Consider the following 25,706-nt stretch of genomic DNA (forward strand, 5'->3'; position numbering starts at 1 on the left):
ACTACTTCTAATTGATTTCTTCTCTCTTCTTCACGTTTCGATAACATGTTCATCCCCCGCAGAATTGTGTTATTACCCTTATTATACAAAAAAGCTTGTAGACTTTGTCTACAAGCTGACCTTTCAGCATAATGGCTGAAAGGTTTTTGGTGTGAAGAAGGAAGGGAAAACCAGAAAAAAAGTAACACTTTCTCTTTGAGATTTCAATTTTCATTTATGAATATTTAATCTTGTGAAATATTTTCAAAAAGATGCCTATCGTCTTTTCTTCTTTTTCTGCTCTTTGCTCATTAATGAACAATAAGTATAAATGAGCTATACACCATTTTTTAGCAGAGTAGATTCAGAGAAAATAGAATCGCTATGAGATTGATTCATATTCTTTCAGATGAAACCACAGCATTTAAACAGTCATGGTACGGCAATGTCGAATACACTAAGACAAATTAGCGGCTCGATCGGGACGAGTTTGATCACGACGATTTATACGAATCGGACTGACCCGTTCTTTATGAATTCATTACAGGCGGCTGTATCGAATGTGGTACATCATATGGGCATTAACGATGCTTATATGTGGGTTACGTTATTCTGTGCTGCAGGTGTCATTCTTAGCTTGTTCCTGCGAGCTCTTCAAAAGTTTAAGCAGCCAAAACCACTTGTCAAAGAAGATGAACAAGGGAAATAAATGAATGATGATATGTATCGTTCTGGAACGACAAATAAAAAGAGAACCTCTCATTTCTCTTTTTATTTGCACAAAAAAACCGCCGGCTGAAGCCGTGCGGTTTTCCTTCACTCTATAAAGTGCTAAAAGAGCAGATGCTCTTAAATTACGCTTTGTTAACGTTAGCAGCTTGTGGTCCACGGTTACCTTCAACGATTTCGAAAGAAACTGATTGACCTTCTTCTAAAGTTTTGAAGCCTTCGCCTTGGATAGCAGAGAAGTGAACGAATACATCGTCTTGACCTTCTACTTCGATGAATCCGAAACCTTTTTCAGAGTTGAACCATTTTACTTTACCTTCTAACATGAAATTTCCTCCTAAAGCGATCTTAACGCTTAAATTCACTATTCTTGCTCTTACACAAACTTCAAAGACGAAAACTCTTTCAAAACTTTCTTCTTAAAGATGATACGAACAAAAATAATTACCTCTACTTTACCAGTGTTTGTGGAAAAAAACAACTGTTATACGAAAACTTTTTTAAAAATAATGAAGGCTAACAAATTGAGGAAAAAGCCTATGCCAAAGGTCTCTCAAACTTTCGTGATTTAAAGCACCTGTTAAAAGTCATAATGAGCTTGGAATCTATACAAATTTAATAGTTGATATGATTTTGTCTGATGCTCAACAGCCCAATAAGTGAAATGCAGTTCAAATGATGTTTCATGTACAATGGTGATAAACAGGCTGGTTGTTATCACGTTGCTTATCGTAATGGATAACAGCATTTTCACTACATGATTGATATGGCGTTCAGCAATCAAAAAAGTGTTGCGATTATCATCATGGAAAAAATATTAATGAATGATGAGAATGTGTAGAAAACGCTTTCTAGATTAGGCGTGATGGCTCTATTTTTTTGAAAAGTATCCTAGATCGTTCGTAAATTACATGTTAAATTTTAGGAGGTTTAACCGTTTTCGTAAAAGAACATTTTTCAAGAGAATAAAGTAAGGAGCCTTTTTCAGAAAGGCTCCTATTTGATTTATTTGTGCTCGATGTCGTTAATGACTTGCTGGATAGATTCATCATCCATCACATTCATGACACTTTCATCAATGTGAAGAGACTGTGCATAAGACTCTTTTGGCTGATGTGTTCTTGATGCTGACTGATGCTGATTCGTCTGATTTTTTGGTTGGACAGCTGTGAACGCTTGCTTGATCATTTGCCCAACTTCAGCAGTCCCTTTTGATTCTTTGTGCGAGTGAGTTTCATGACGATACGGCTCTTGATGTGGATGATTATTGTCTTTCATCATTGAAGACATTTTCATTTGAGTCATGTTTCTCAACTTTCTCCGTAATACTGGGGAGAATAATGCAATGATGGCTGTTGAAGCAGCGATCATAGCACCAGTGCTCATACCTTTTCTTTTTTTAAACAAAACGAATCCCTCCATTTGGTCGTGATGATCCTTCATCATGTTTAGGATGACCAAACGAGGCTGAATTATGAATTCATTTTGCTGAAATAGAGAATGTGTGCATAAAAAGTTGATTGTATGAAAAACCTATGAGCAAAAGGAGGGAATAATTGATGAAGAAGAAATGGATGCTTTCTTTACTACTCGTTCCAACATTAATCACCACTGGGTGTGGAATGAACAACCAAGGCAATGAGCGAAGAGGAACAATGGAGCGACAGTATGAAAATGTCACATATAAGAACGACAACATGAGACAGGATCAGCAAAATGTCCAAACACCTCAGAAGGTCAAAGTAGCAGATAAGGCGTCAGAGCTTGTAGCCAACATGCCTGAAGTGAAAACAGCTAACGTGCTTGTCACAGGGAAAAATGCATTTGTTGCAGTCATGCTTGAAGGTAATAAAAGCGGCGATGTGACAGAAGATTTGAAAAGCAAAATTTCAGACAAAGTAAAATCAACGGATCAAGAAATTGATAACGTATATGTATCCACTAATCCAGACTTTGTTGATCGTATGGAAGGGTACGGAAAACGTATTAGAAGCGGAGAGCCTATTTCAGGATTCTTCGATGAATTTACTGAAACCGTTAGACGCGTCTTTCCTGAATCAAAATAGCTAAGACAAAAGCCGTATGTCATATGCGGCTTTTTTGTTTAGAACCGCACCTTGTATAACTGACTGCATAAAGTAAAAAATATATCACCTCTTGTTGATCTTTGTTTCTTCATATCAAGAGAAAGATGTTGCAGGATGAATTCAGGTGGGGAGTAAATGAAAGAAAAGCCGTCATTGATTCATAAAAAGCTTGTAGGCGGAATGATTGCAGCAGGTCTTATTTTTTATGCTTTCACCGCTTACTTGATTTATGTTACGTTTCAGCTGACAGAACAATATTTAAAGCAGGATTTTTCTCCTAAAACGGTATTAACGGAGGGACTCAATAAGCAAGTCTATGAACATATCAGAATCTACTATGCAGAGGAAGAGGATGAATTTGTCGACCTGACAATAGAGGCACTGGATCAGGCAAAGAAGAGAACCGCGTCGGTGCTTCAGTTTGATACTGACAAACCTTTAGACATTATTTATTTTGATGATAAAGATACGATTGAACAATTTGCTGGTATCAAGCATATTACGGGTTTTTACTCTGATGATAATCAAATGATTGGGTTATACCCAAATAAAAGAGAGGAATTGTTAAAGAAAGAGACACTACCTTTGTACTTTTTCAATACGCTATTCATTCATGAGTATGCTCATTTTGTTTTCTATGAAAAGGTGCATGCATACAAGGTGTCTCCAGTGATCTTTCCTCTTTGGTTCCATGAAGGAACAGCAGAATGGACGGCTTATGACGTGTTAAACGCCACGTCTGAACGGTTTGACGTCATCCCTTTTCAATCTCTTTATTCTGATCAAGATTGGCAAGAATCTCGTATGAGCTATGAGACGGATGTTTATTTACAAAGCTACTATATGATCTATGAGCTAGTGCAACTTTTCGGACGAAACATCATACATGAGATCATGGAGGAAACGGCAAAAACCGGCCGTTTTGATAGAGGCTTTGAACATGCGACAGGACAGCGTCTCACAGACTTTGAAGAACAGTTTAAGGTAATTTATCAAAGGAAAAACAGCTGACCGGAGAAATGGGTCAGCCGTTTTTTGTTTAATGAAGTGTTTTTTGCTGATTGGCTTTGCTTGGCGGCATTTGTACTTGCCCCTGCAACGGAACGAAAGTAGATGTCATGGCTTGCATATCTTGGCTTGAAAGCTGAGGAACTTGATAGTAGCCATGTTTGTTTTGATACAAGAAAATTTCATACGCCATTTCGATAAAGTTCGGAATTTGTGCTGCAAGCACACGTCTGACAACAGGATTGGTTACTTCTAATGCTGTCATTGAAAGTAACCCTGCGTGTGATTTGACTAGGCCGAGCATATGCCCTGTGATGCCTGAGTCTTTTATATCTTGTAATGACTGATTGGGCTTTTTCGGCTGAGAAGGTTTGATCCCATACGTCACCTGCGTTTCTTCTTTCATCATATAAGTGGCAGTTTCTTCACTAGGCTTTTGTCCAGTAGAAAAACAATCTACAGTGACATTGTACTGGGACAAAACAAATTCATATTGTCGATCTAAGATGTCGGATAATGCTGGATCTTGGATAAATTCACGTAAGATCATATATTGATCCAAAATATTGATCGTACCCGCTAAAATTTCATGTAAATCGAATAACTCATGCCCGCCATGGTTGAATTCAGGCTGGGGGGCATTTCCCTGAACGGATGGTTGCTGATCGTTTTGCATAGAGATTCCTCCTTCTGTTTATATATTCTGTATTAATATGAGGATGTTTTCCTTCTTTCATGCAAAAAACATTATTTACAATTAGAGGGTTTTCTTCCTTTTTGTCGAAAAAAAGTATCATACGAATGAACATGGGGGTACCAGATGCAGGACAAAATCATTAATCGTTTGATAGAAGACGAACATGTGCAAGCACCAGTGATTGGCATTGGTGTTTCGCCATTTGATCAGCATCATCTTGAGGCTTTTTTTCAATCGTTTTCACACGAGCTAAGTGCCTCTTTTATTGTTGTCCAAAATCGTGTGACGGGCGGTTGTATAACAAATGTGGAAGCACTTGTTTTAACGATTGGCTACCGGGCAAAAACGATTAAACATGGTGAGAAAGTCATGAAAAACACGATTTATTTTTGTCCGCAGGGTGCGGTTGTGACATTGACAGAAGACAAGCGGTTGCACATATCACAGCAGCTTTCAACTGCTCAGACATGCTCTGTCAACACGTTGTTTCAGTCGCTTGCCAATGTGCAAAAGGAAGAGGCCTTTGCCATCTTTTTTCAAAAAGGCTTTTGTGTGGGGAATGGTTTGCTTCAATTGGTTGATCAAGGTGGTACAGCCTTATCATGTAGTGAGACAGATAGTAGACTAGACAGTATATATCATCAACATTTTAAAGACCCTTCTACCCTTGCAGTATATATTAGCAATATCATAAACCTCTCACATGTCGATGTGGCAGATCCCGTGTTGGGAAGAATCGTTGAACGTCTTGAAATGCATAAAGGTATTGCCTTTTCACCTTATGAAAAGCAAAAAATGCTCTCTGTCATTCAAAAGAGAATGCGAAGTGCAAAACAGCCAATTTCATTATTGTCAGAGTACGATCGTTTATTAGAAATAGAACCAGATGAGCTAGATCACTTACATGTACAGCTTTTAAGCGGCATGACTTCTTTTTTTAGAGATATGGAAGCTTTTCGTATATGTGAACAGACAATCATTCCGTCGATTATTGAAAATACGATAAAAAATGGGAAAGCTCGATGCCGCGTTTGGATCGCTGGATGTTCTACAGGGGAAGAAGCCTATTCCTTTACAATTTTATTTTTAGAAGAAATGAAGCGAAGACAAGTGTCAATTGAACTTCAAGTGTTTGCAACTGACATTAACCGGAAAGCCATTCAAACTGCAAGTAAAGGTCTTTACTCGGTAGAGTCTATGGCAAAGATGCCTGAAAAATGGCGGGCGCAATATTTCGAAAAAAAAGGTGACGCTTTTATTGTGAAGCAATCGCTTAGAAAACATATTGTCTTTGCTCCTCACAATTTATTGATCGATTCACCTTTTATCCACCTCAATTTTATCAGTTGCCGAAATGTTCTCATGTACTTCCAGCCAGAAGTACAAAAACGAGTATTGTCCGGATTCCAATATGCTTTAAAGGATCAAGGAATGTTGATATTAGGGCCAAATGAAACTGTACCCAATATCCCTCGTTTGTTTCATTTGTTAAATGAAAAATGGAACATTTACACCCACTCAAACGTTCCTAAATACAATGTGTATTCGAGGCATGACGCGTGTCCTGTAGAGTTAAAAGAACGAGCTGCACAATATATGAAAGAAGTAAGCGAGGATTATGACGAATACTTGGTGATCAACGATTGTGACAAAATTTTGGCAATATCAAATGGCGCCTATTCTTACTTAGAGCATATAGAAGTGTCAGGTCAATCATGTGAACATGTGACACCTGATTATATGAAAGAGATGTTGAGCCAAACCTTTCAAAAAGTGTGGACAGAAGAGACTGAGGTTGTATTTCAGCATGTCCTCATTTCGGAAAAAGGCAGAAAGCAGTATGCCGATTTTAAAGTGAAAAGTTTTGATCGCCGTTTTAAAGGAGTATATATCATGCTCATTCGGCTAAATGGAAGAGGAAAGAATCAACAGAACGGCAGGGGTAAAGGATTGTCAGAGCAGAATTCAGTCTATCAACAGCGTATTGTCGATTTAGAAAATGAACTCAACGAAGTGAAACAAAAGGAGCAAGAAGCAAGGGCTCAATTATGGGAAGAACTGTATCGACCCTCTGTGAAGCCGGAGTTTGCTACGTTGTTTGTGGACAGGGACATGAATATTCGCTTTAAAATTCCTACATCTGCCTCTTTATTCACTTCAGCTCAAAGCCGGCCCCAGCAATCCTTTCAGTCGATGGCTAAAAAGCTCACACAGGAAAGGCTGTATGATGATATTCAATCCGTCATATCGGACAGGCATGTCATCGAACGTGAAATTAAAACGAACGAAGGGGAGCAATTTACCGTTCATATGACACCTATTTATGATCAGGATCATGAGGAAGTAGCGATGACATGGATTAAGATGACGGAAATGACGAAAATCAAGCAGGCGCTTCCTCTTGCAGTGACAGCACTTGATAACAGCCATATTCATATTGTTGTCGCAACAGAGGAAGGCACCATCCAATACGTAAATCAGCGCTTTTGTCAGTTTGTACAGCAGCATCAGTATGATCTCATCGGCAAAGATATTTTTTCTGTCTATCATTCGTTGTGTCAATGTGATGATTTAGTGAAGCAATGGGACGTTTGTTTAAGAGAAGGAAGCTGGATAGGTGAGCTTTACTTTCAGGATTTATCAGGGTGCGAACGATGGGAGAGAGTTTCTTTACACCGAATTGATGACAAGGACAAAATGCAGTCAATCGTGATGCGTCTTTCGGAGGATATTACAAATCAAAAGCAGTCAGAGAAAATGCACATAAAGTCCGAAATGCTTTTGGCAGTTGGTCAGCTTGCAGCGGGCATTGCTCATGAGATCCGCAATCCGCTTACGTCATTAAAAGGCTTTTTACAGCTGATGATTCAAAGTAAAAAGTACCAAAAGGATTATGCAGGTGTAATGATGTCAGAGTTTAATCGACTCGAGGCAATTATTAACGAATTCATCATGCTCACTAGAAGCAAATCTGTGAAATTTGAGCCAGTACATGTCAACGTTCTGATCGAGGAAGTCATTATGGTCGTTGGATCCCAGGCGGTATTAAAAGGAGTGTCCATTCAAAAGGATCTTTCTCCAGCGCTGCCAAGCATTCAAGGCATACCAAATGAATTAAAACAAGTTTTCCTTAACATCCTTAAAAACGGTATAAAAGCAATGGATGGCGTGACAGGTGTCATCCAAGTGATCTCAGTACTGAAAAATAATCAAATGATGCTGATATTTGAAGACCAAGGAAAGGGCATATCAGAAGACGAAATGGGAAAACTGGGCGAGCCTTTTTATAAAACGAAAGAAAAAAGAACAGGCCTTGGATTGATGCTGACAATTAAAGTCATTGAAAGTCATGGTGGAACCATTCGTTTTGAAAGTAAAAGCTTTGAGGGAACACGGGTGATTATTACGTTTCCAATGAGTAAAAAGAGATAACTTTTACAAGAAATCCATTCAGCATCAATATTTACTTTGTACACTATGAGAGATAAAGTTAAAGGGGAGAGAGCCAATGAAACGTAATCAATCAATTCGAACGATCTGTTGTTTGGTTTTGGTGATATTTAGTCTGCAATCCTTACTGCCTAGCATGATGACAGTAAAGCAGGTCAGTGCATCTGAGAAGAAGGAAACTGTGTGGAAACAAAAGAAGCCAATGAAAATCCAAAAAGCCCGTGAGCTGATAGGAGAGACGGTAACGGTGAGCGGAATTGTGACAGCAGATCAGTCCGCTATTGGAAATGGAAAACTATCCACGTATATTCAAGACAAAACAGCAGGCATCAATATTTATTCCTCGCAGCCCAAACATTTCCCAGAATTGAAAGCCGGTATGAGGGTGACGGTGACTGGCAAGGTAACGTCTTATAAAGGGTTGATTGAAATTGTGCCATCTCAAGATCGGCTGAAGATAGATGCTATCCATCAACCATTGCCAGCACCGAAGCGCGTCTCCATTAAACAATTGGAAACCGATCATGCAGGTAAATATGAAGGAAGACTTGTGAAGGTAAAAGGCTACGTGGAATCAAAACCGAAGCAGCCTGCTGCCGGTGGATACAATGTGGTCTTGATAGATAAAAAGTATCGCAGTACTGTCCTTAGAGTCATGGTTGATACAGTTGCAATTGATCAAGTCAAGATGGGGAAATGGTATGAGTTTACAGGAGTTTTAAGCAGGTACGACACGCTGCAGGTGCTTCCAAGACATGAGGCTGATATCAAACTGCTGAAACGTCAGCCAAAGCCGCCAAAAATGAAGAAAGAATATCAAGCAACTGTTGACCGTGTTGTGGATGGAGATACCATTCATTTAAAAAACCCTGTACTAGGTACAACAAAGGTGCGCTTTGTCAATATGGACACGCCTGAAACCTACCACAATCCAAAAAATGAATTAGATCAAAACCAACTGCGTTTTGGAAAGCAAGCGACAGATTATTTAAAAACACTACTCTCAAGCGGTGATAACGTCACATTAAGCATTGGCCCTAAAGCAAAAGATGGCTATGGGCGTCTTCTAGCTCAAGTGAAAACAAAAAAAGGGATCAACACGAATTTAAAGCTTGTGATAGAAGGATATGCCACTACTTATTTCATCTGGCCTGTTGGAGATAAAAAAGACTACAACATGTTCCAACAAGCAGTAAAAGAAGCGAAGAAAAAAGGGCTGGGTATTTGGAATGAAGCGGACCCCCTGCTAGAACAGCCGTTTGAATTTAGAGCACGCGAGCAGAAAAAAGGACTTACACGTTATGTTGGTGATTCATCTGCAAAAACCTACGTAGCCCCTGATAGATGGAAAGAGATAGAGGTAGATAAACGTGTCTTTTTTGCTTCTAAAGAAGAAGCAGAGCAGGCAGGGTATCAGCCGGCAGAAGAGTCGGGCGAATTACCATTCATCATTTTAAGCATAAATGATTTACATGGAAAAATTGATCAACAATACAAGCTAGATCTGAAAGGGATGGCAGTAAACGAATGAACGGACGAATGGATTATGTGGCTTATATGAAAAAACATATACGATTACTGTCCATGTAGGGAATATGATTGGTGAAGCCCTATCTTCTCTTCTTCAAGATGAACCAACTGTGGAATTCATGGAGAACATTGGATTTGATGTCGGCACAGTCGGAAACCGTGAATTTGATGAAGGAGTAGACGAGTTATTACGTATTTTAAAAGACGGAGAGCATCCTAAAGACACAAAAGGGTATGACAGCCAGAACAATTAATTCGCTTGTTTGTGCGAACTGTGAATACAAGGATTCTGGCAAACCCCTTTTACCTACCTATGAAATCAAGGATGTCAAAGGAATCCCTGAGGCATTTATCGGTGTAGTGACCTAATCTGCCGCAGGAATGGTGATGCCAGAAGGGATTAAAAACATTCAGTTTACATTAATATTCAGCCATTCGGCAATGTTTTAAAGCTTGAGATTAAGGGGAAGGACTTGGTGATATCATTGAAGCCTAAATATCTCCTCAATTTGGTCCAGATTATAGTATTTCTGATCCGTTAACATATAAAGTAGTCGACTTGAAGCTGTCAGATGGTTCTCCAGTTGCTTTCGATCAATCGTATACACTCACGGTGAATAACTTCATAGCCACTGCAACTGAATAAGCCGACTAGGGAAAATCCTGAAACCGGCCCTGAAGGTATAGAAGCAACCGTCGCCTTTGTTAAAAGTTTTGAGACGCTTCTATTGTGTATCAAAACGAAGGTCTAATGCAACAAGCAAAACAAGAAGAAAGGCAGCAGCAAGCTGAAGGCGCATCATCTAAGAAAAGTGTAATTATTTATAAAACGAAGGAGTTTAAGCATGAAAAAGTGGCTTGCACTTACTGTAATGACAGCAGGTATTGCGCTGCTAGGCTGGGGAATGTGGCAAATCGCCTCTACTCATCTTCAAACAGCACAATCATTAGAGGAAGCGAAGAAGGTCATAGCGGTCGATCAAGGGATAACAAAGAAGCAGTTTGCTCCTAAAGTAGGCAAAGCCTCTGGCATTCTCACGATTCCGAAATTAAAAGCAGACCTTCCTATTGTCGAAGGAACGGATGCGGACGACCTTGCCAAAGGAGTGGGGCATTACAAAGGCAGTTATTATCCTGATGAGCATGGACAAATCGTTCTGTCAGGTCACCGTGACACGGTATTTCGACGGACAGGTGAGCTGGACATTGGCGACCAATTGAAAATTACTGTGCCGTATGGGGAATTTGTTTATGAAATCACTTATACGAAAATTGTGGATCAGCATGATACATCCATTATCACCTTGCAGCATGAAAAAGAAGAGCTGGTGCTGACCACATGCTATCCATTTCATTTTGTCGGTAATGCACCAGAGCGGTACATTATTTATGCAAAAAGAGCATCTGTATAATAAAAAAAGAGATTGTATATGATCAGCAAGCTCTTATTTTATTGGATCATGTTGTCCATTAGTTCGGCCATATCAGGTGGAAGCGGCGCATCTATGGTCAACTGCTCACCTGTCAATGGGTGTTTCATCTCTACTTGTTTGGCGTGAAGGGCACATCGATTGATACGATCACGCAGACCGCCGTATAATGTATCTCCAGCTAAAGGATGCCCGAGGCTGCTAAGATGGACACGAATTTGATGCGTTCTTCCCGTCTCTAATTGAAGCTGAACGGCTGTCATCTGAACGTGTGTATTTAAGCCAATGACTTGAAAATGAGTAACGGCGTTTTGGCCATTAGGGGAGACTCTTCGTCTGACTGCATGGTGTTTATTGCGGCCAATTGCCGCATCGATGGTTCCTTTCTTTTTCTTAAACAATCCTTCTGTGATGGCGATGTAAGTTCTGGTAATCGTTTTTTTAGAAAGCATTTGATCAAGTATAGCATGCGCTAACCTGTGTTTTGCAAAAATAACTGTGCCGGTTGTGTCTTGATCTAGCCTGTGGATATGTCTCACCCGCTTTTCTTCCCCATTAGCTTGAAAATGAAATGCGACAAGATTGGCAAGTGTGCCAATTTGCCCTTTTTTATTCGGGTGCGTCGGTCGTCCAACTGGTTTTTGAACAATTAATAAATGCTCGTCCTCAAACAAAATCTCTAATTCACCGTACTCTGGCGTAACATCACTTTCTTCCGTTTCAAATAAATCGATGATGATCTGGTCACCTGTACTGACTTTTACCGCGTGACGGGCAGGCTTTTGATTTAAACGTATTTTTTGGTGCTCCATCCAAAAATGGGTGATCGGTTTAGAGGCAGACACTTCGGCTTTTAAAAAATGACTTAATGAAGTGTTATGATAACGATCATCTACTTTTAGTGAGAGTGTATGTCCTTTTATGTCATGATTTCCGTTCCTCTCTTTGGGTTTATATAGGAAACACTTACCTTGGCGAATGCCTTTTTTTCTGTGCTATTCTGAATGGAGAAATAACGACAGAGAGGTAGATGTCACGTGAGATTAATGAAAGCTGCTACAGACCTTCAGGAGCAGGCAATTGAAGAAATATCAAAGGAGTTTGAAGATCTTTTATCCCATTTTGTAAAGGGAGAACAAAAGGAAGCCCGTCAAAAGGAGCGACCGCTTACATTCATTGATGGAGTATATAATGGTACAATGGATGATGCTTTTCGTATTTTATCAGGCCTTCAGCTTGTACATATCATTATTTTAAAGCCTAAACGTCATATAACAAAACAAGATCGTGAGTTATTCGCGCGGAACCGGGAACAAGTCAATGCGTGCGGCTTCTTTTTTCCATTTGACTTAGACGATTTTGAGAGCCGTCTCCTTCAAAATGCGTAAAAGTTGGTGTGAACTTCCTTGTTAACTTACAGGGCGGCCGCACATACTATTTTTAAGGAAACGGAGAAACCTTCATGATCCTGTAATACCAAACCCGCTCTTTTTCACCATTATATATTCTCCACGAATCGGAGCGCTTGGATCTCTTGCAGAATGAATCGAACATGATAGGAGCCTGACAAAACGTTGCAGGCTCCTTTTATACATAATCATTTTAGCAGACATTCATCTTTGAAAGTCAATTTTATTCACGATATGATAGCAGTGAGTATCATTTTAAGACTTTTGTAAAAAGGAGTGGCGTCGTTGGTAAAGGCGATTATATTTGATTTTGACGGTTTAATTTTAGATACAGAAACACATGAATATGAAGTTCTGAAAGAAATGTTTAAGGAGCATGAATCAGAACTGCCTCTTTCTGTCTGGGGCAATGTCATTGGGACGCAGGCAGGATTTAAGCCATTTCAATATTTGGAAGAGCAGTTAGGGAAAACGTTGAATCATGAGGCACTCACAGCGGACCGACGTTCACGTTTTCAAAAGAGAATAATGAACGAAACAGCAAGACCTGGGGTAGAGGCTTATTTAGAAGCAGCAAAGGAGCTTGGAATTAAGATTGGTCTGGCCTCTAGCTCAGACTATAAATGGGTGTCTGATCATCTGAAGCAAATTGGTCTTTTCGATTACTTTGAATGTATCCGCACGTCAGATGATGTGAAAGAAGTTAAACCAAATCCAGAACTTTATTTGCAAGCAGCAAGCTGCTTAGGTGTAGAGCCGGAAGATTGTGTGGCATTTGAGGATTCTGTGAATGGTTTAGTCGCTGCCAAACGATCAGGCATGCAATGTGTCATTGTCCCAAACAAAGTGACGAGCACCCTACAATTTGAAGAATATGATTACAGATTAGAATCAATGGCTGAAATTGAATTGCTCCAGCTTTTCCATCAGCTTGAAAAAAAGGGTCAGTAAGGGGGCAAAAACATCATGGCAGAAAAACTAGATTTAACGCGGTTTGAAAAAAGAATGGTCATTCGTAATATAAGGGAAGAAGACATTGACCGGATCATTGCTTTGCAAGAAGTATGCTTTCAGGGTATGGACCCTTGGAAAAGAGAACATCTTGAAAGTCATCTCGAATATTTTCCGGAGGGACAGTTTTGTGCAGAATTCGAGGGAGAAATCATCGGCTCTTGTTCAAGCTTATTAATTAATTTTGATGAATACGATGATCGGCATACTTGGCAGGACATTACAGATGATGGGTACATCACAAACCATAACCCTGATGGAATGAATATGTACGGAATTGAAGTCATGGTTAGTCCAGAATACCGACGCATGAAAATTGGTCATCGTTTGTATGAAGCAAGAAAAGATTTAGCGAGAAGATTAAATTTAAAAAGCATTATCATTGGCGGACGCATTCCAAACTATCATAAATATCAAGAAGAAATGACGCCTCGCCAATATGTGGAGCAGGTCATGCTGCACCAAATTTACGACCCCGTTTTATCTTTTCAGCTGTTAAATGAATTTAGCCTGATGCGGATTAATCCTAATTACTTGCCTGACGATAAAGCGTCTAGCACATATGCGACGTTAATGGAATGGAACAATGTTGATTATCGCCCTCAATCAAAAAGATATTATAAATCAGCCTTCCCGGTCCGAATATGTGTGATTCAATATGCGATGAAACAAATTCATTCATTTGAGGAATTTATGAATCAAGTGGAATATTACGTAGATGTCGCATCAGATGCGTCAGCTGACTTTGCCGTTTTTCCAGAAATTTTTACAACGCAGCTGATGTCTTATTTAGAAGAGAGATCACCAAGTCTTGCGGTGCAACGGATCACTGAATATACCGAGGACTACATTAATTTGTTTACAGATCTCTCTGTGAAGTACAACATTAACATCATCGGTGGTTCCCACTTCGTTGAAGAGGAAGGGAAAATCTATAATATCGCCTATTTATTTAGACGTGATGGAACCATTGAAAAGCAATATAAGCTTCACATCACCCCGAATGAAAGAAAATGGTGGGGAATTTCAAGCGGTGATCAAGTGAGGGTGTTTGATACAGACTGCGGCAAAATTGCGATCCAAATTTGCTACGATATTGAATTCCCTGAGCTTGCTCGGATTGCTGCTGACAAAGGCGCTAAAATTATTTTCACCCCTTTTTGTACAGAAGACCGCCAAGGCTATTTAAGGGTGCGTTACTGTGCGCAGGCTAGAGCGGTTGAAAATCAGATTTATACGGTGATTTCTGGAACTGTCGGAAACCTTCCACAAACAGAAAATATGGATGTCCAATATGCACAGTCCGCTATTTTTGCACCATCTGACTTTGAATATGCAAGAGATGGCATTGTCGGTGAGTGTAATCCAAATATTGAAATGGTCGTCGTCGGTGATGTCGACTTAGAAATTTTAAGAAGACAGCGGCAAGATGGTACTGTGCGTCAATTAAAGGACCGACGCAGAGACGTGTACCATATCGAATATAAGAAATAACCAAAACAAGTGCCTCGTTGTAAGAAAAACTTGCAAATTTTTCATGCTTTTCCTGCCTGCAATAACTTCTTTTCCTGTTTTTGAAAAGTTCAACGTTTTGTTTAATGGTGTCATTGATTGAAGGACGCTGAAAGTCACTATGTGTTGTTACCTGCTTTTTTTGAACAGGTACAGCAGCATCAGCTGTCTGTGTAAATGGTAAAGCGAATAAAATGACTATAGAGGAGAGGACCAAAGATTTTGTGATTGTTTTCATTTAAAAAACTCCTAGTTTTTTTAGTATTGTGTTTCGAGATTTATTATATATTTTTTTAAATAAGGTAACGATTTTAACCGCTTATTTTTTATGTGCAAGGGATGCCGAAGCAAAAGACGAATATACTGAAAGGAGATCATATGTTCAAAAAGGAGATCATATGTTCAAAAAGGAGAGGAACATGGGGCGACAATCTAAACATCTGTATATCAATTTGCCGGTAAAGCATGTCAAGGAGTCAAGGGCTTTTTTTGAGCAACTGGACTTTCATTTTCATCAGCAGTTTACGAATGATCAGGCCGCTTGTTTGGTCATTGATGACACGGTCACTGTTATGCTGTTATCTCTTAAGCATTTTCAATCCATTTCAGAGAAACAATTGGTGGATGCAAGGCAGGCATCAGAGATGATTATCTCCTTGCAGGTGAATTCAAGAGAAGAGGTCGATGAGCTGGTGGAGCAGGCAATCGCAGCAGGCGGTTCACCGTTTAAGGAAAAGCATGATCTTGATTTGATGTATGGATGGAGCTTTCAGGATCTTGATGGTCATTTGTGGGAAGTGTTCTATATGGATGAGGAGAGAAGCGACCTTTTATAAGGGTGCTTCTTTTTTATTGTTAATCAGTGGTATGATAATGAGAAAATGAAAAGAATAAGGAACTCTTCTAAAAAAGGAAAGTAGGTGCAGCATGGAGTTTTTACTAGTCTTAATGCCAGTGTTCGGAATTTTCCTTATAGGGTATATCGGGCAGAAGGCAATTGGTTTTGACATACATACGCTCTCATCAATGTCTTTATATTTAATGTCACCGTTTCTTGCGTTTGAAACCTTTTATCAAAATAAAGTATCGATGGACTATGTGTACTTATTCATTTTTGTCGTAGGGCTCTGCCTTTCACTTGTTTTATGTGTCTTTATTTTATCTCGTATTTATGGTTATTCGAATGAAACATATTGTGCAATGGTTTTGTCGTCATCATTTATGAACAATGGAAATTATGGTACACCCGTTGTGTTGCTTGTCTTTGGAGCAGCTGGTTTAGATATTGCGATCGTTTTGATGGTCCTTCAGCAGCTTGTGATGAGTACAATTGGCATGTATTATGCAGCGAAGGGAGGAGAGGATGCAGGAGATCTAAAGGTCGTTTTGAAAAAAGTGCTACGCATGCCGGTTGCTTACGGGGCGCTCATCGGTCTATTATTTCAGCTCATTGACCTTTCATTACCTAAAGAGCTCATGACGGGTGTTCAGCTCGTTGGGGATGCCGCTATACCGACGATTATGCTCATTTTAGGCATGCAGCTTGCTGTCATTTCTTTTAAACAAGTGGATTATCGCAATATTTCCTATGCCGTGCTGTTGAAGTTATTTATTTCACCAATGATCGCATTCGGATTTACTCTCATTTTACCGGTAGATGATTTAGTGAAGCAAATTATGATCTTAGTTGCAGCTATGCCAACAGCAGCGAATACAACGCTGATGGCTGTTCAATTTCGAACGAAGCCTGAGCTTGTCTCAAGCACGACTTTTCTTAGTACGATCTTAAGTATCGTCACTTTACCTGTTTTATTATGGTTTTTATCCATGCACCCTCTGGGATAGGGGACGGCAAACAAAGGGGGACATATGAATGAATACAGATGTCATTTTCAAGTGAGTAATGTGATGAAAACGAAGCATTTTATGCATGTGAACATATTAGCTAGGGTAATGTGCTGTTTCCAGGTTAAATGGCTACATGTGTTAATGAGCTTTTATTGACCCCTCATCCGCAAATGGATATATTGGATCAAGTATATCAGCACTTGAGGGTGATTCTTCTAAGCAAACGGAAGAGCTTGTCATGAGCTACTTACAGCATGCTTCATTGCCAAAAGGAGACGAAGTGTCTCAAAAGCAAGAAAGGCAGAGAATTGGAAAGAGCATGCGGAGAAGGCAGCAAACGAAATTAGACAACTATATGATCGGGAACAGCTTCATGGAACAGTCATCAATTTTGGGATTGGTCAATATTGTGAGCAGTTTCAGCATAGGAGAACAAGCTTTCAAGCACCGAAATGCCAGGCGCTTGAATTTGAGATCCTCGCTTATGAATTTCTGCAAGGAAATCGTCATTAACTAGCTTTGTTAGATTTGCCAAGGCAACAAACGATCTGTCTAATGTGGTCTGCCCAGCCCTTGGATCTCTTTAACAGGTGGTCTTGATTCAGTTTCATATGTCTCACTTTTCATCCATATAATGAATGGAGAGACAGTGTACTGACCTGTCTAAGCATTTTTAGTGATGAAAACGGGTACGTGGGGGCGTGGGAAGATGAAAATACATGAGCAGGCTCAAAATCTTCAGGAAAAAGACGATCAGTTGATCTGGCATCATATGAAAGGGAAAAACAAGGAAAATGAAAGCATGGTTATTCACGAGGCAGACGGCGCATGGGTGACAGATATTCATGGAAATCGATATTTAGATGGCATGTCAGGACTTTGGTGTGTGAATGCCGGATATGGCCGAAAAGAGCTTGCAGAAGCGGCGTATAAGCAATTAATTAAGATGCCTTACTATCCGCTTACACAAAGCCATGTACCAGCGATCAAGCTGGCTGAGAAGCTCAATGAATGGCTTGGCGGTGACTATGTGATCTTCTTTTCCAACAGCGGTTCTGAAGCCAATGAGGCCGCATTTAAGATCACAAAACAATATCATGCGCAAAAAGGAGAGAGTACACGCACAAAATTCATCTCCCGGTATCGGTCGTATCACGGCAATACTGCAGCAGCTCTTGCGGCAACGGGTCAAGCGCAGCGCAAATATAAATATGAACCATTAGGACAGGGCTTCATCCATGTCGCTTCACCTGATCTGTATCGGTACCCTGAGGATCAAGAGAATTTGGCAAGTGCTACGGCGATTGATCAAGTGATGACGTGGGAATTAAGTGAGACTATTGCTGGGGTCATCATGGAGCCGATTATTACGGGAGGCGGTATTTTAATGCCGCCAGAAGGGTATTTGAAAAAGGTAAAAGACATCTGTGACGCGCATGGAGCGCTCCTCATCGTGGATGAAGTGATATGCGGCTTTGGCCGGACAGGAAAGCGATTTGGTTTTATGCATGAGGAAGTAAAGCCGGATATCATCACAATGGCGAAAGGGATCACAAGCGGCTATTTACCGCTTTCTGCAACGTGTGTCAAGCGGGAAATCTATGAAGCCTATGCAGGAGAAGATACGTATGATCGGCTGCGTCATGTGAATACATTTGGTGGTCACCCAGCTTCCTGTACGGTTGCGCTTGCCAACCTTGACATCATGGAAAACGAGCAGTTGGTTGAGCGCTCCGAAACACTTGGTAGAGACATGCTTGATCGTTTGCAAGCGTTAAAAGCGCATCCATTTGTCGGTGATGTCAGAGGAAAAGGATTGCTGTTTGGCATTGAGCTTGTGCAGAATCAGCAGTCTAAAAAGCCAGCTAATCCAAGTGTTGTTGGTCAATTGATTGCAGAATGTAAAAAACGCGGGCTGATCATTGGGAAAAATGGAGATACGGTGGCTGGCTATAATAACGTTGCTCAGCTTGCACCACCACTGAGTATCACAGATGAAGACGCTGCATTCATCATCAACACCTTAAAAGAAAGCATGGCACAGCTATAGCAGAGAGACTTCTCTGCTTTTTTCTATAAACGAAAAGCCTATTCATTAGACAAAAGATCTCTTACTCAAGTTGCTAGGTCAAATCGACAATGGGCACACTAGGTGTATTGAAAAAAAGAAGATATTCTATTACTGTAGGAGAAGTGAACCAATACAATTTAGAAGGAGACGGCATATGAGTTTTCATGATCAACCCATTCTACCTGCTGTTCGCAATATGAAGCAATTTGAGGAATTTTTAAAAAATCCATTTACATATGGAGTCTTACTGGATGTTCACTTAGGCCGGCTTAAGGGCATCATGAATGAGGCAAATGCACATCGGAAAAAAATGTTTGTCCATGTCGATTTAATTCATGGGATCAAACACGATGAGTATGGAACGGAATTTATATGTCAGGAAATGAAGCCGGCAGGAATTATTTCTACTAGGTCTTCTGTCATAGTAAAAGCCAAGCAAAAAAAAGTAAATGCCATTCAGCGAATGTTTTTACTTGATACAAGTGCAATGGAAAAAAGCATGGAGTTTGTTGGGAAACATCGTCCAGATTTTATTGAAGTATTGCCAGGTGTCGTGCCCGATTTAATTACAGAAGTGCGCAAAAGAGCGGGAATACCAATATTTGCAGGAGGATTTATCAGGACAAAAGAAGATGTGGAAAGAGCGCTTGAGGCAGGAGCAACAGCTGTGACGACGTCGAATACAGACCTTTGGAAAGCGTTCCAAAAGTGAAAAAGATAAATGTGAAAATTGATTGACAACGTTTTCACACTCTGATACTATAGCACTAAGTTAATATCATGTGATGGAGAAATGGAGATCCACAACAGCGCTTTACTAGGTGACAAATGACCCTGATGTAAAGTATGTTTGTTGTGGGTCTCTTTCTTTATCTTTTCAACACATTCATAGGTTTGGCAATTGAACCAGAGGAGGAATTTTTATGACACCATTTTGGGGTGAAGTCGTAGGTACAATGCTACTCATTATCTTTGGAGGCGGTGTGTGTGCGGCCGTAAATTTAAAGAAATCGCTCGCATATCAGTCCGGCTGGATTGTAATCGCTTTCGGATGGGGATTTGCAGTAGCCATTGCAGCTTATGCAACTGGTGGAATTAGCGGTGCACATTTAAACCCGGCCCTAACAATTGGTCTTGCTCTAGAAGGAAGTTTTTCTTGGGCTGATGTTCCAATGTATATTGTCGGTCAAATGCTTGGGGCATTACTCGGAGCTATTATTGTCTTTTTACATTACTTACCACACTGGAAAGCAACAGACGATCCAGGTGCAAAACTAGGTGTTTTTTCAACTGGTCCTGCGATTCCGCATACCTTTGCAAACGTACTCAGTGAAGTGATCGGCACGTTTGTATTGGTTGTTGGGATCTTAGCGATTGGTGCAAATAAATTTGCAGACGGGGTGAACCCGCTGATTGTTGGTTTCTTAATTGTAGCGATTGGTCTTTCTTTAGGTGGAACAACGGGTTATGCGATCAACCCTGCACGTGATTTAGGGCCGAGAATTGCACATGCGATTCTGCCGATTCCAGGTAAAGGTCCATCGAATTGGAAATATGCTTGGATCCCTGTTGTTGGTCCAATTTTAGGCGGCGCATTTGGCGGTGTTTTCTACAATGCAGCCTTCAAAGCGAATGTCACGCCAGCCTTTTGGATTGTAAGCGTTATTTTAGTTGTGGTATTGTTAGGAATCCATTTCTCTACGAAAAGCCACACAAACGCTGTAAATGAAAGTATGTAAGGGGAGGAAAACACGATGGCAAAAGAAAAATATATTCTCGCATTAGATCAAGGGACAACGAGCTCAAGAGCGATCTTATTTGATCAAGAAGGCAAAATTGCTCATACAGCACAGAAGGAATTTAATCAGTATTTTCCGAACCCAGGCTGGGTAGAACACAATGCAAATGAAATTTGGAGCTCTGTTCTCTCTGTGATTTCAACGGCTCTGATTGAATCAGGAATTGAAGCAGATCAAATCGCAGGTATCGGGATCACGAATCAGCGTGAGACGACTGTTGTATGGGATAAACACACAGGGGCACCAGTTTATCATGCCATTGTGTGGCAGTCTAGACAAACATCTGGCATTTGTGAAGAGCTGAAAGCACAAGGACACAATGATACATTCAGAAATAAAACAGGACTTCTCATCGATGCTTATTTCTCAGGTACAAAAGTAAAATGGATTTTAGACAATGTAGAAGGAGCACGTGAGAAAGCGGAAAATGGCGACTTGCTGTTTGGCACAATCGATACATGGCTCATTTGGAAAATGACGGGCGGTAAATCTCACGTTACAGATTACTCTAATGCGTCAAGAACACTAATGTTTAACATTTACGATTTAAAATGGGATGAAGAATTACTTGATATTCTAGGCGTACCTGCTTCTATGCTGCCAGAGGTCAAACCATCTTCACACATTTATGGTGAAACGACGGACTATCACTTCTTCGGGAAAAATATCCCGATTGCAGGAGCGGCGGGAGACCAGCAGTCTGCTTTATTCGGTCAGGCTTGCTTTGAAGAAGGAATGGCGAAGAACACATATGGTACAGGATGTTTCATGTTGATGAATACAGGGGAAAAAGCAATTAAGTCGGATCATGGATTATTAACGACGATTGCATGGGGCATTGACGGAAAAGTTGAATATGCTTTAGAAGGAAGTATTTTTGTTGCTGGTTCAGCAATTCAGTGGCTGCGTGATGGACTGAGAATGTTTAAAGACTCGAAAGACAGTGAAGCTTATGCAGAGCGCGTAGAGTCAACAGACGGCGTATATGTCGTTCCGGCATTCGTTGGTCTAGGCACACCATACTGGGACAGTGATGTCAGAGGCGCTGTATTCGGATTAACACGCGGTACTTCTAAAGAGCACTTTGTCCGTGCAACGTTAGAGTCACTTGCTTATCAAACAAAAGATGTTTTAGATGCGATGGAAAAGGATTCAAACATCTCATTAAAAACATTGCGTGTTGATGGCGGAGCTGTGAAGAATGACTTCTTAATGGGCTTCCAAAGTGATTTGCTGGATGTACCAGTAGAACGTCCAGAAATTAATGAAACGACGGCACTCGGTGCGGCCTATCTTGCGGGAATAGCAGTTGGCTTCTGGAACGACCGTTCAGACATTGCAAACCAATGGAACCTTGACAAGCGCTTTGACCCTAAGATGGAAGAGGACAGCCGTGACTCGTTATATAGCGGGTGGAAAAAAGCTGTAAAAGCAGCTCAAGCTTTCAAATAAACAAAGAGTATGGTATACTCCAAGTAAGTTAATAGAACGGTTGGAGAACTGGAGAGACCGCAGACACTGAAGTGTAGAAATACGCTTTGGGTGTTTGTGGTCTCTTTTTCTTTACCGTATAACATGGGAGGAACAAGAGATGACTTTTTCTAGCTTAGAAAGAGAACAAATGCTGCAGGAAATGACAAAAAAACCATATGATGTGTTTATCATTGGTGGGGGTATAACAGGCGCTGGAACAGCACTTGATGCAGCTTCACGTGGGATGCGTGTTGGTCTTGCCGAAATGCAGGATTTTGCGGCAGGTACGTCTAGCCGCTCAACGAAACTCGTGCACGGTGGGCTTCGTTATTTAAAACAATTTGAAGTGAAGATGGTGGCAGAGGTCGGTAAAGAGCGTGCCATTGTATATGAAAATGGTCCGCATGTGACAACACCAGAATGGATGCTTCTTCCGATGCATAAAGGCGGCACATTTGGTAAGTTTTCAACATCAATTGGATTAAGAGTGTATGACTTTTTAGCAGGGGTAAAGCATAGCGAACGCAGAAGGATGCTAAGTGCAAAAGAAACACTTGCGAAAGAACCGCTTGTGCAAAAGGATGGCTTAAAAGGCGGCGGCTACTATGTTGAATACCGTACAGATGATGCACGCCTCACAATCGAAGTCATGAAAGAGGCTGTAAAATTCGGTGCTGAAGCTGTTAATTATGCGAAAGTAAAAGAATTTATTTATGATAAAGGCAAAGTCGTCGGCGTCATTATTGAAGACGTCATGACTCAGAAAACATACGATGTATATGCGAAGAAAATTGTCAATGCGACAGGTCCATGGGTAGATCAGCTAAGAGATAAGGACCAATCAAGAGAAGGAAAACATTTACAGCATACAAAAGGAATCCATTTAGTATTTGACCAATCTGTTTTCCCATTAAAACAAGCGATATACTTTGACACACCTGATAAGCGTATGGTTTTTGCCATTCCAAGAGAAGGCAAAACGTATGTTGGAACAACAGATACGGTGTACAAAAAACAGCTGGAACATCCGCGTATGACAAAAGCAGATCGTGATTACGTCATCCAAGCAATCCAGTACATGTTCCCAGATTTAAACATTACAGAAAAAGATGTTGAATCCAACTGGGCCGGTCTTCGTCCGCTCATTCATGAAGAAGGCAAAGATCCTTCAGAAATTTCTCGTAAGGATGAGGTATGGACATCATCTTCAGGCTTAATTACTATTGCTGGTGGTAAATTAACAGGCTACCGTAAAATGGCTGAGCATATTGTGGATCTTGTACGTGATGGTCTCAAAAAAGAAACGGGAAAAGATTACGGACCATGTAAAACAAAACATATGCCAATTTCAGGCGGCCATGTAGGCGGTTCTAAAAATATGGCATCCTTTGTTCAAGCGAAAACGGCAGAAGGAGCATCTGTTGGTTTAACTGAACCGATTGCTGAAAAACTAGCCGAAAAATATGGCTCAAATGTCAGTAGTATATTCCAACGTGTAGAGCAGCTTCAAGGCGAAGCAGACAAACGAAATATTCCGGCGTATGTACTCGCTGAGCTTGTCTATGCGATAGAAGAAGAACTGGCCGTTACACCTGTTGATTTTTTCTTAAGAAGAACAGGAAGCCTATTATTTAATATCAACTGGGCAAAAAAATATGCACAGCCTGTCGTTGACTATATGGCAGATCACTTTGGCTGGGATGAAGCGACAAAACAAAAACATCAAACTGAATTAGATCAACTATTCCATGAAGCTGTTGTTCCGCTTGATGCCGAATAAAGAGAAAGTCGATCGTGTATCGGCTTTTTTTTAAATTGTTTTTCGTTTTTTTGATATGCCAATGATATAGCATGACATTAAGTCTGATTCCATATAAAATAACAGTGATGTTATTTTATTGATGAAAAGAGCTGGGAGGACGACCATGAGCTGGAATACGAATTATGAGCGATGGATCCATGAGGAGCAGCTAGAAACTGAACTAAGGGATTGGCTTGAGGCACATCAGGATGATCATCAAGCGCTTGAAGACTGCTTCTACAAAAATCTGGAGTTCGGAACTGGGGGAATGCGCGGAGAGATTGGTGCTGGAACGAACCGAATGAACGTCTACACCGTTCGAAAAGCATCAGCCGGTCTTGCTGCGTATATTGCAAAACATGGAGAGGATGCAAAAAAAAGAGGCGTTGCCATTGCATATGATTCACGTCATAAATCCCCTGAATTTGCGATGGAAGCAGCCAAAACGCTTGGTTCAAATGGCATTCAAACGTACGTATTTGACGAACTGCGTCCGACACCAGAACTCTCCTTTGCGGTTAGAGAGCTGAATGCATTTGCTGGTATCGTTGTCACAGCAAGCCATAATCCACCAGAATATAATGGCTATAAAGTATATGGAGAAGATGGCGGGCAGCTACCCCCATTCGAAGCAGATCAAGTCATTAAAGAAGTAGATGCAATTGAAAATGAACTAGCGATATCAGTAGAATCAGAAGAAACATTGAAGCAAAACGGGTTGATCCACATCATCGGAGAAGAAATTGATCATGCTTATACTGAAAAATTAAAAACCATCAGTGTGCACCCTGAGCTTGCAAGTGAAGTCGATGTCAAAGTGGTGTTTACCCCGCTTCATGGTACAGCGAATAAACCTGTCCGAAACGGGCTGCAGGCTCTTGGATATGAGCATGTGACCGTTGTGCCTGAACAGGAAAAGCCAGATCCGCAATTCTCAACTGTGACGTCGCCAAACCCAGAGGAGCATGCAGCATTTGAATACGCCATCAAGCTTGGTGAAAAGCAAAATGCTGATATCTTGATTGCAACAGATCCAGATGCTGACAGATTAGGCATTGCCGTTAGAAACCATGAGGGAGAATTTACGGTCTTAACAGGCAATCAAACAGGTGCTCTGCTGCTTCATTATTTATTGTCTGAAAAACAAAAGCTAGGTCAGCTACCGCCTCGTCCAGTTGTGATCAAAACCATTGTCACAAGTGAACTCGGTCGTGCTGTCGCATCCGCATTTGGTGCTGACACAATTGACACGCTCACAGGCTTTAAATTTATTGGAGAAAAAATAAAACAATTTGATGAGAGCGGGGAATACACGTTTCAATTTGGCTATGAAGAGAGCTATGGCTATTTGATTGGTGATTTTGCCCGGGATAAAGATGCGGTACAAGCAGCGCTGTTAGCCGTTGAAGTCGCTGCCTTTTATAAGAAACAAGACAAGTCATTGTACGATGCACTCGTCGATATTTTTAAGGAATTCGGATTTTACTGCGAGGGGTTAAAGTCATTAACCTTAAAAGGAAAAGAAGGAGCGGAACAGATTTCAGCGATCCTTCATACCTTTAGAACAAATCCGCCAGTTGCCATCGCAGGTCAGCGCATTACTGTCATTGAAGATTATCAATCAAGTCAAAGACGCCTTGTGCCTGAAAAGAAAGAAGAAACCATTCATCTGCCGGCTTCAAACGTACTGAAATATTTCCTTGAAGATGGTTCATGGTTCTGCTTAAGACCTTCTGGTACTGAGCCAAAAGTGAAATTTTATATCGCGGTCAAAGGCACATCTTTGACAGATAGCGAAGAAAAGCTGAAGGATCTATCAGAAGAAGTGATGAAAGTCGTCTACGACATTGTTAGAAGAAACAGCTAAATAAA

The 25,706-nt window shown here is 40.7% G+C and carries 19 protein-coding genes and 3 pseudogenes; 18 read left to right on the forward strand and 4 right to left on the reverse strand.

The window, feature by feature from the left end; all coding sequences use genetic code 11:
• Nucleotides 1–394 precede the first annotated feature (394 nt).
• A pseudogene (locus tag LC033_RS04505) lies at nucleotides 395–688 on the forward strand (MFS transporter); the annotation flags it as partial.
• A 145-nt stretch (nucleotides 689–833) separates the two neighbouring features.
• Here the strand turns inward: LC033_RS04505 and cspB are convergent.
• Nucleotides 834–1,034 (reverse strand): cold shock-like protein CspB, encoded by a 201-nt coding sequence (gene cspB / locus LC033_RS04510; protein WP_008349061.1) that lies wholly within the window; start codon nucleotides 1,032–1,034, stop codon nucleotides 834–836.
• 679 nt (nucleotides 1,035–1,713) lie between these two features.
• A complete protein-coding gene (locus tag LC033_RS04515; protein WP_226567070.1) occupies nucleotides 1,714–2,115 on the reverse strand; it encodes a spore coat protein in 402 nt (133 codons plus the stop codon).
• Nucleotides 2,116–2,267: 152 nt separating this feature from the next.
• Between LC033_RS04515 and LC033_RS04520 the strand changes: the two genes are divergently transcribed.
• A complete protein-coding gene (locus LC033_RS04520) occupies nucleotides 2,268–2,774 on the forward strand; it encodes a YhcN/YlaJ family sporulation lipoprotein (RefSeq protein ID WP_226567071.1) in 507 nt (168 codons plus the stop codon).
• A 156-nt stretch (nucleotides 2,775–2,930) separates the two neighbouring features.
• A complete protein-coding gene (locus LC033_RS04525; RefSeq protein ID WP_226567072.1) occupies nucleotides 2,931–3,806 on the forward strand; it encodes a hypothetical protein in 876 nt (291 codons plus the stop codon).
• A 28-nt stretch (nucleotides 3,807–3,834) separates the two neighbouring features.
• On the opposite strand, the gene LC033_RS04530 is transcribed toward LC033_RS04525, so the two are convergent.
• Nucleotides 3,835–4,479, reverse strand: a complete 645-nt coding sequence (locus LC033_RS04530; protein WP_226567073.1) for a spore coat protein — start codon at nucleotides 4,477–4,479, stop codon at nucleotides 3,835–3,837.
• Nucleotides 4,480–4,623: 144 nt separating this feature from the next.
• Here LC033_RS04530 and LC033_RS04535 point away from each other — a divergent pair, with 144 nt between their 5' ends.
• The 3 genes and pseudogenes from LC033_RS04535 (at nucleotide 4,624) to srtD (ending at nucleotide 10,892) form a co-directional block, all read left to right on the forward strand.
• The gene (locus LC033_RS04535) at nucleotides 4,624–7,932 is read left to right on the forward strand and encodes a CheR family methyltransferase (protein WP_226567074.1); all 3,309 of its coding nucleotides are present in this window, start codon (nucleotides 4,624–4,626) and stop codon (nucleotides 7,930–7,932) included.
• Nucleotides 7,933–8,143: 211 nt separating this feature from the next.
• Nucleotides 8,144–9,846 (forward strand): annotated as a pseudogene (locus tag LC033_RS04540) (thermonuclease family protein); the annotation flags it as partial.
• A 479-nt stretch (nucleotides 9,847–10,325) separates the two neighbouring features.
• Complete coding sequence (gene srtD, locus LC033_RS04545) at nucleotides 10,326–10,892, forward strand: class D sortase, LPxTATN-specific (RefSeq protein WP_226567075.1); 567 nt, start codon at nucleotides 10,326–10,328, stop codon at nucleotides 10,890–10,892.
• A 38-nt stretch (nucleotides 10,893–10,930) separates the two neighbouring features.
• Here srtD and LC033_RS04550 read toward each other — a convergent pair whose 3' ends face one another.
• Nucleotides 10,931–11,833: an RluA family pseudouridine synthase gene (locus LC033_RS04550; RefSeq protein WP_226567160.1), complete on the reverse strand. Its 903-nt coding sequence runs from the start codon at nucleotides 11,831–11,833 to the stop codon at nucleotides 10,931–10,933.
• Nucleotides 11,834–11,947: 114 nt separating this feature from the next.
• Here LC033_RS04550 and LC033_RS04555 point away from each other — a divergent pair, with 114 nt between their 5' ends.
• The 12 genes and pseudogenes from LC033_RS04555 (at nucleotide 11,948) to LC033_RS04610 (ending at nucleotide 25,705) form a co-directional block, all read left to right on the forward strand.
• A complete protein-coding gene (locus tag LC033_RS04555) occupies nucleotides 11,948–12,298 on the forward strand; it encodes a DUF5365 family protein (protein WP_312887856.1) in 351 nt (116 codons plus the stop codon).
• A gap of 306 nt (nucleotides 12,299–12,604) precedes the next feature.
• Entirely contained in the window at nucleotides 12,605–13,270 is a 666-nt protein-coding gene (locus LC033_RS04560; protein WP_226567076.1) for an HAD family hydrolase, read from the forward strand.
• Nucleotides 13,271–13,285: 15 nt separating this feature from the next.
• Nucleotides 13,286–14,824 carry a bifunctional GNAT family N-acetyltransferase/carbon-nitrogen hydrolase family protein gene (locus LC033_RS04565; RefSeq protein ID WP_226567077.1) on the forward strand — a complete coding sequence of 513 codons (1,539 nt, stop codon included), beginning with the start codon at nucleotides 13,286–13,288 and terminating at the stop codon, nucleotides 14,822–14,824.
• A gap of 437 nt (nucleotides 14,825–15,261) precedes the next feature.
• Nucleotides 15,262–15,678, forward strand: a complete 417-nt coding sequence (locus LC033_RS04570; RefSeq protein ID WP_226567078.1) for a VOC family protein — start codon at nucleotides 15,262–15,264, stop codon at nucleotides 15,676–15,678.
• 91 nt (nucleotides 15,679–15,769) lie between these two features.
• Nucleotides 15,770–16,687 (forward strand): AEC family transporter, encoded by a 918-nt coding sequence (locus LC033_RS04575; protein WP_226567079.1) that lies wholly within the window; start codon nucleotides 15,770–15,772, stop codon nucleotides 16,685–16,687.
• Nucleotides 16,688–16,928: 241 nt separating this feature from the next.
• Nucleotides 16,929–17,207 carry a hypothetical protein gene (locus tag LC033_RS04580; RefSeq protein ID WP_226567080.1) on the forward strand — a complete coding sequence of 93 codons (279 nt, stop codon included), beginning with the start codon at nucleotides 16,929–16,931 and terminating at the stop codon, nucleotides 17,205–17,207.
• A gap of 192 nt (nucleotides 17,208–17,399) precedes the next feature.
• Complete coding sequence (locus LC033_RS04585; RefSeq protein WP_226567081.1) at nucleotides 17,400–18,740, forward strand: aspartate aminotransferase family protein; 1,341 nt, start codon at nucleotides 17,400–17,402, stop codon at nucleotides 18,738–18,740.
• A 175-nt stretch (nucleotides 18,741–18,915) separates the two neighbouring features.
• Nucleotides 18,916–19,473, forward strand: a complete 558-nt coding sequence (locus LC033_RS04590) for a glycerol-3-phosphate responsive antiterminator (protein ID WP_226567082.1) — start codon at nucleotides 18,916–18,918, stop codon at nucleotides 19,471–19,473.
• A 211-nt stretch (nucleotides 19,474–19,684) separates the two neighbouring features.
• Complete coding sequence (locus LC033_RS04595; protein ID WP_226567083.1) at nucleotides 19,685–20,500, forward strand: MIP/aquaporin family protein; 816 nt, start codon at nucleotides 19,685–19,687, stop codon at nucleotides 20,498–20,500.
• Between the two features lie 15 nt (nucleotides 20,501–20,515).
• The gene (gene glpK / locus LC033_RS04600; protein WP_226567084.1) at nucleotides 20,516–22,012 is read left to right on the forward strand and encodes a glycerol kinase GlpK; all 1,497 of its coding nucleotides are present in this window, start codon (nucleotides 20,516–20,518) and stop codon (nucleotides 22,010–22,012) included.
• 139 nt (nucleotides 22,013–22,151) lie between these two features.
• On the forward strand, nucleotides 22,152–23,813 hold the full coding sequence (locus LC033_RS04605) for a glycerol-3-phosphate dehydrogenase/oxidase (protein WP_226567085.1): 1,662 nt from the start codon (nucleotides 22,152–22,154) through the stop codon (nucleotides 23,811–23,813).
• Nucleotides 23,814–23,958: 145 nt separating this feature from the next.
• Nucleotides 23,959–25,705: pseudogene (locus tag LC033_RS04610) on the forward strand (phospho-sugar mutase).
• Nucleotide 25,706 lies beyond the last annotated feature (1 nt).

This window comes from Bacillus stratosphericus, assembly GCF_020524495.1.
Classification (GTDB): Bacteria; Bacillota; Bacilli; order Bacillales; family Bacillaceae; genus Bacillus; species Bacillus stratosphericus_B.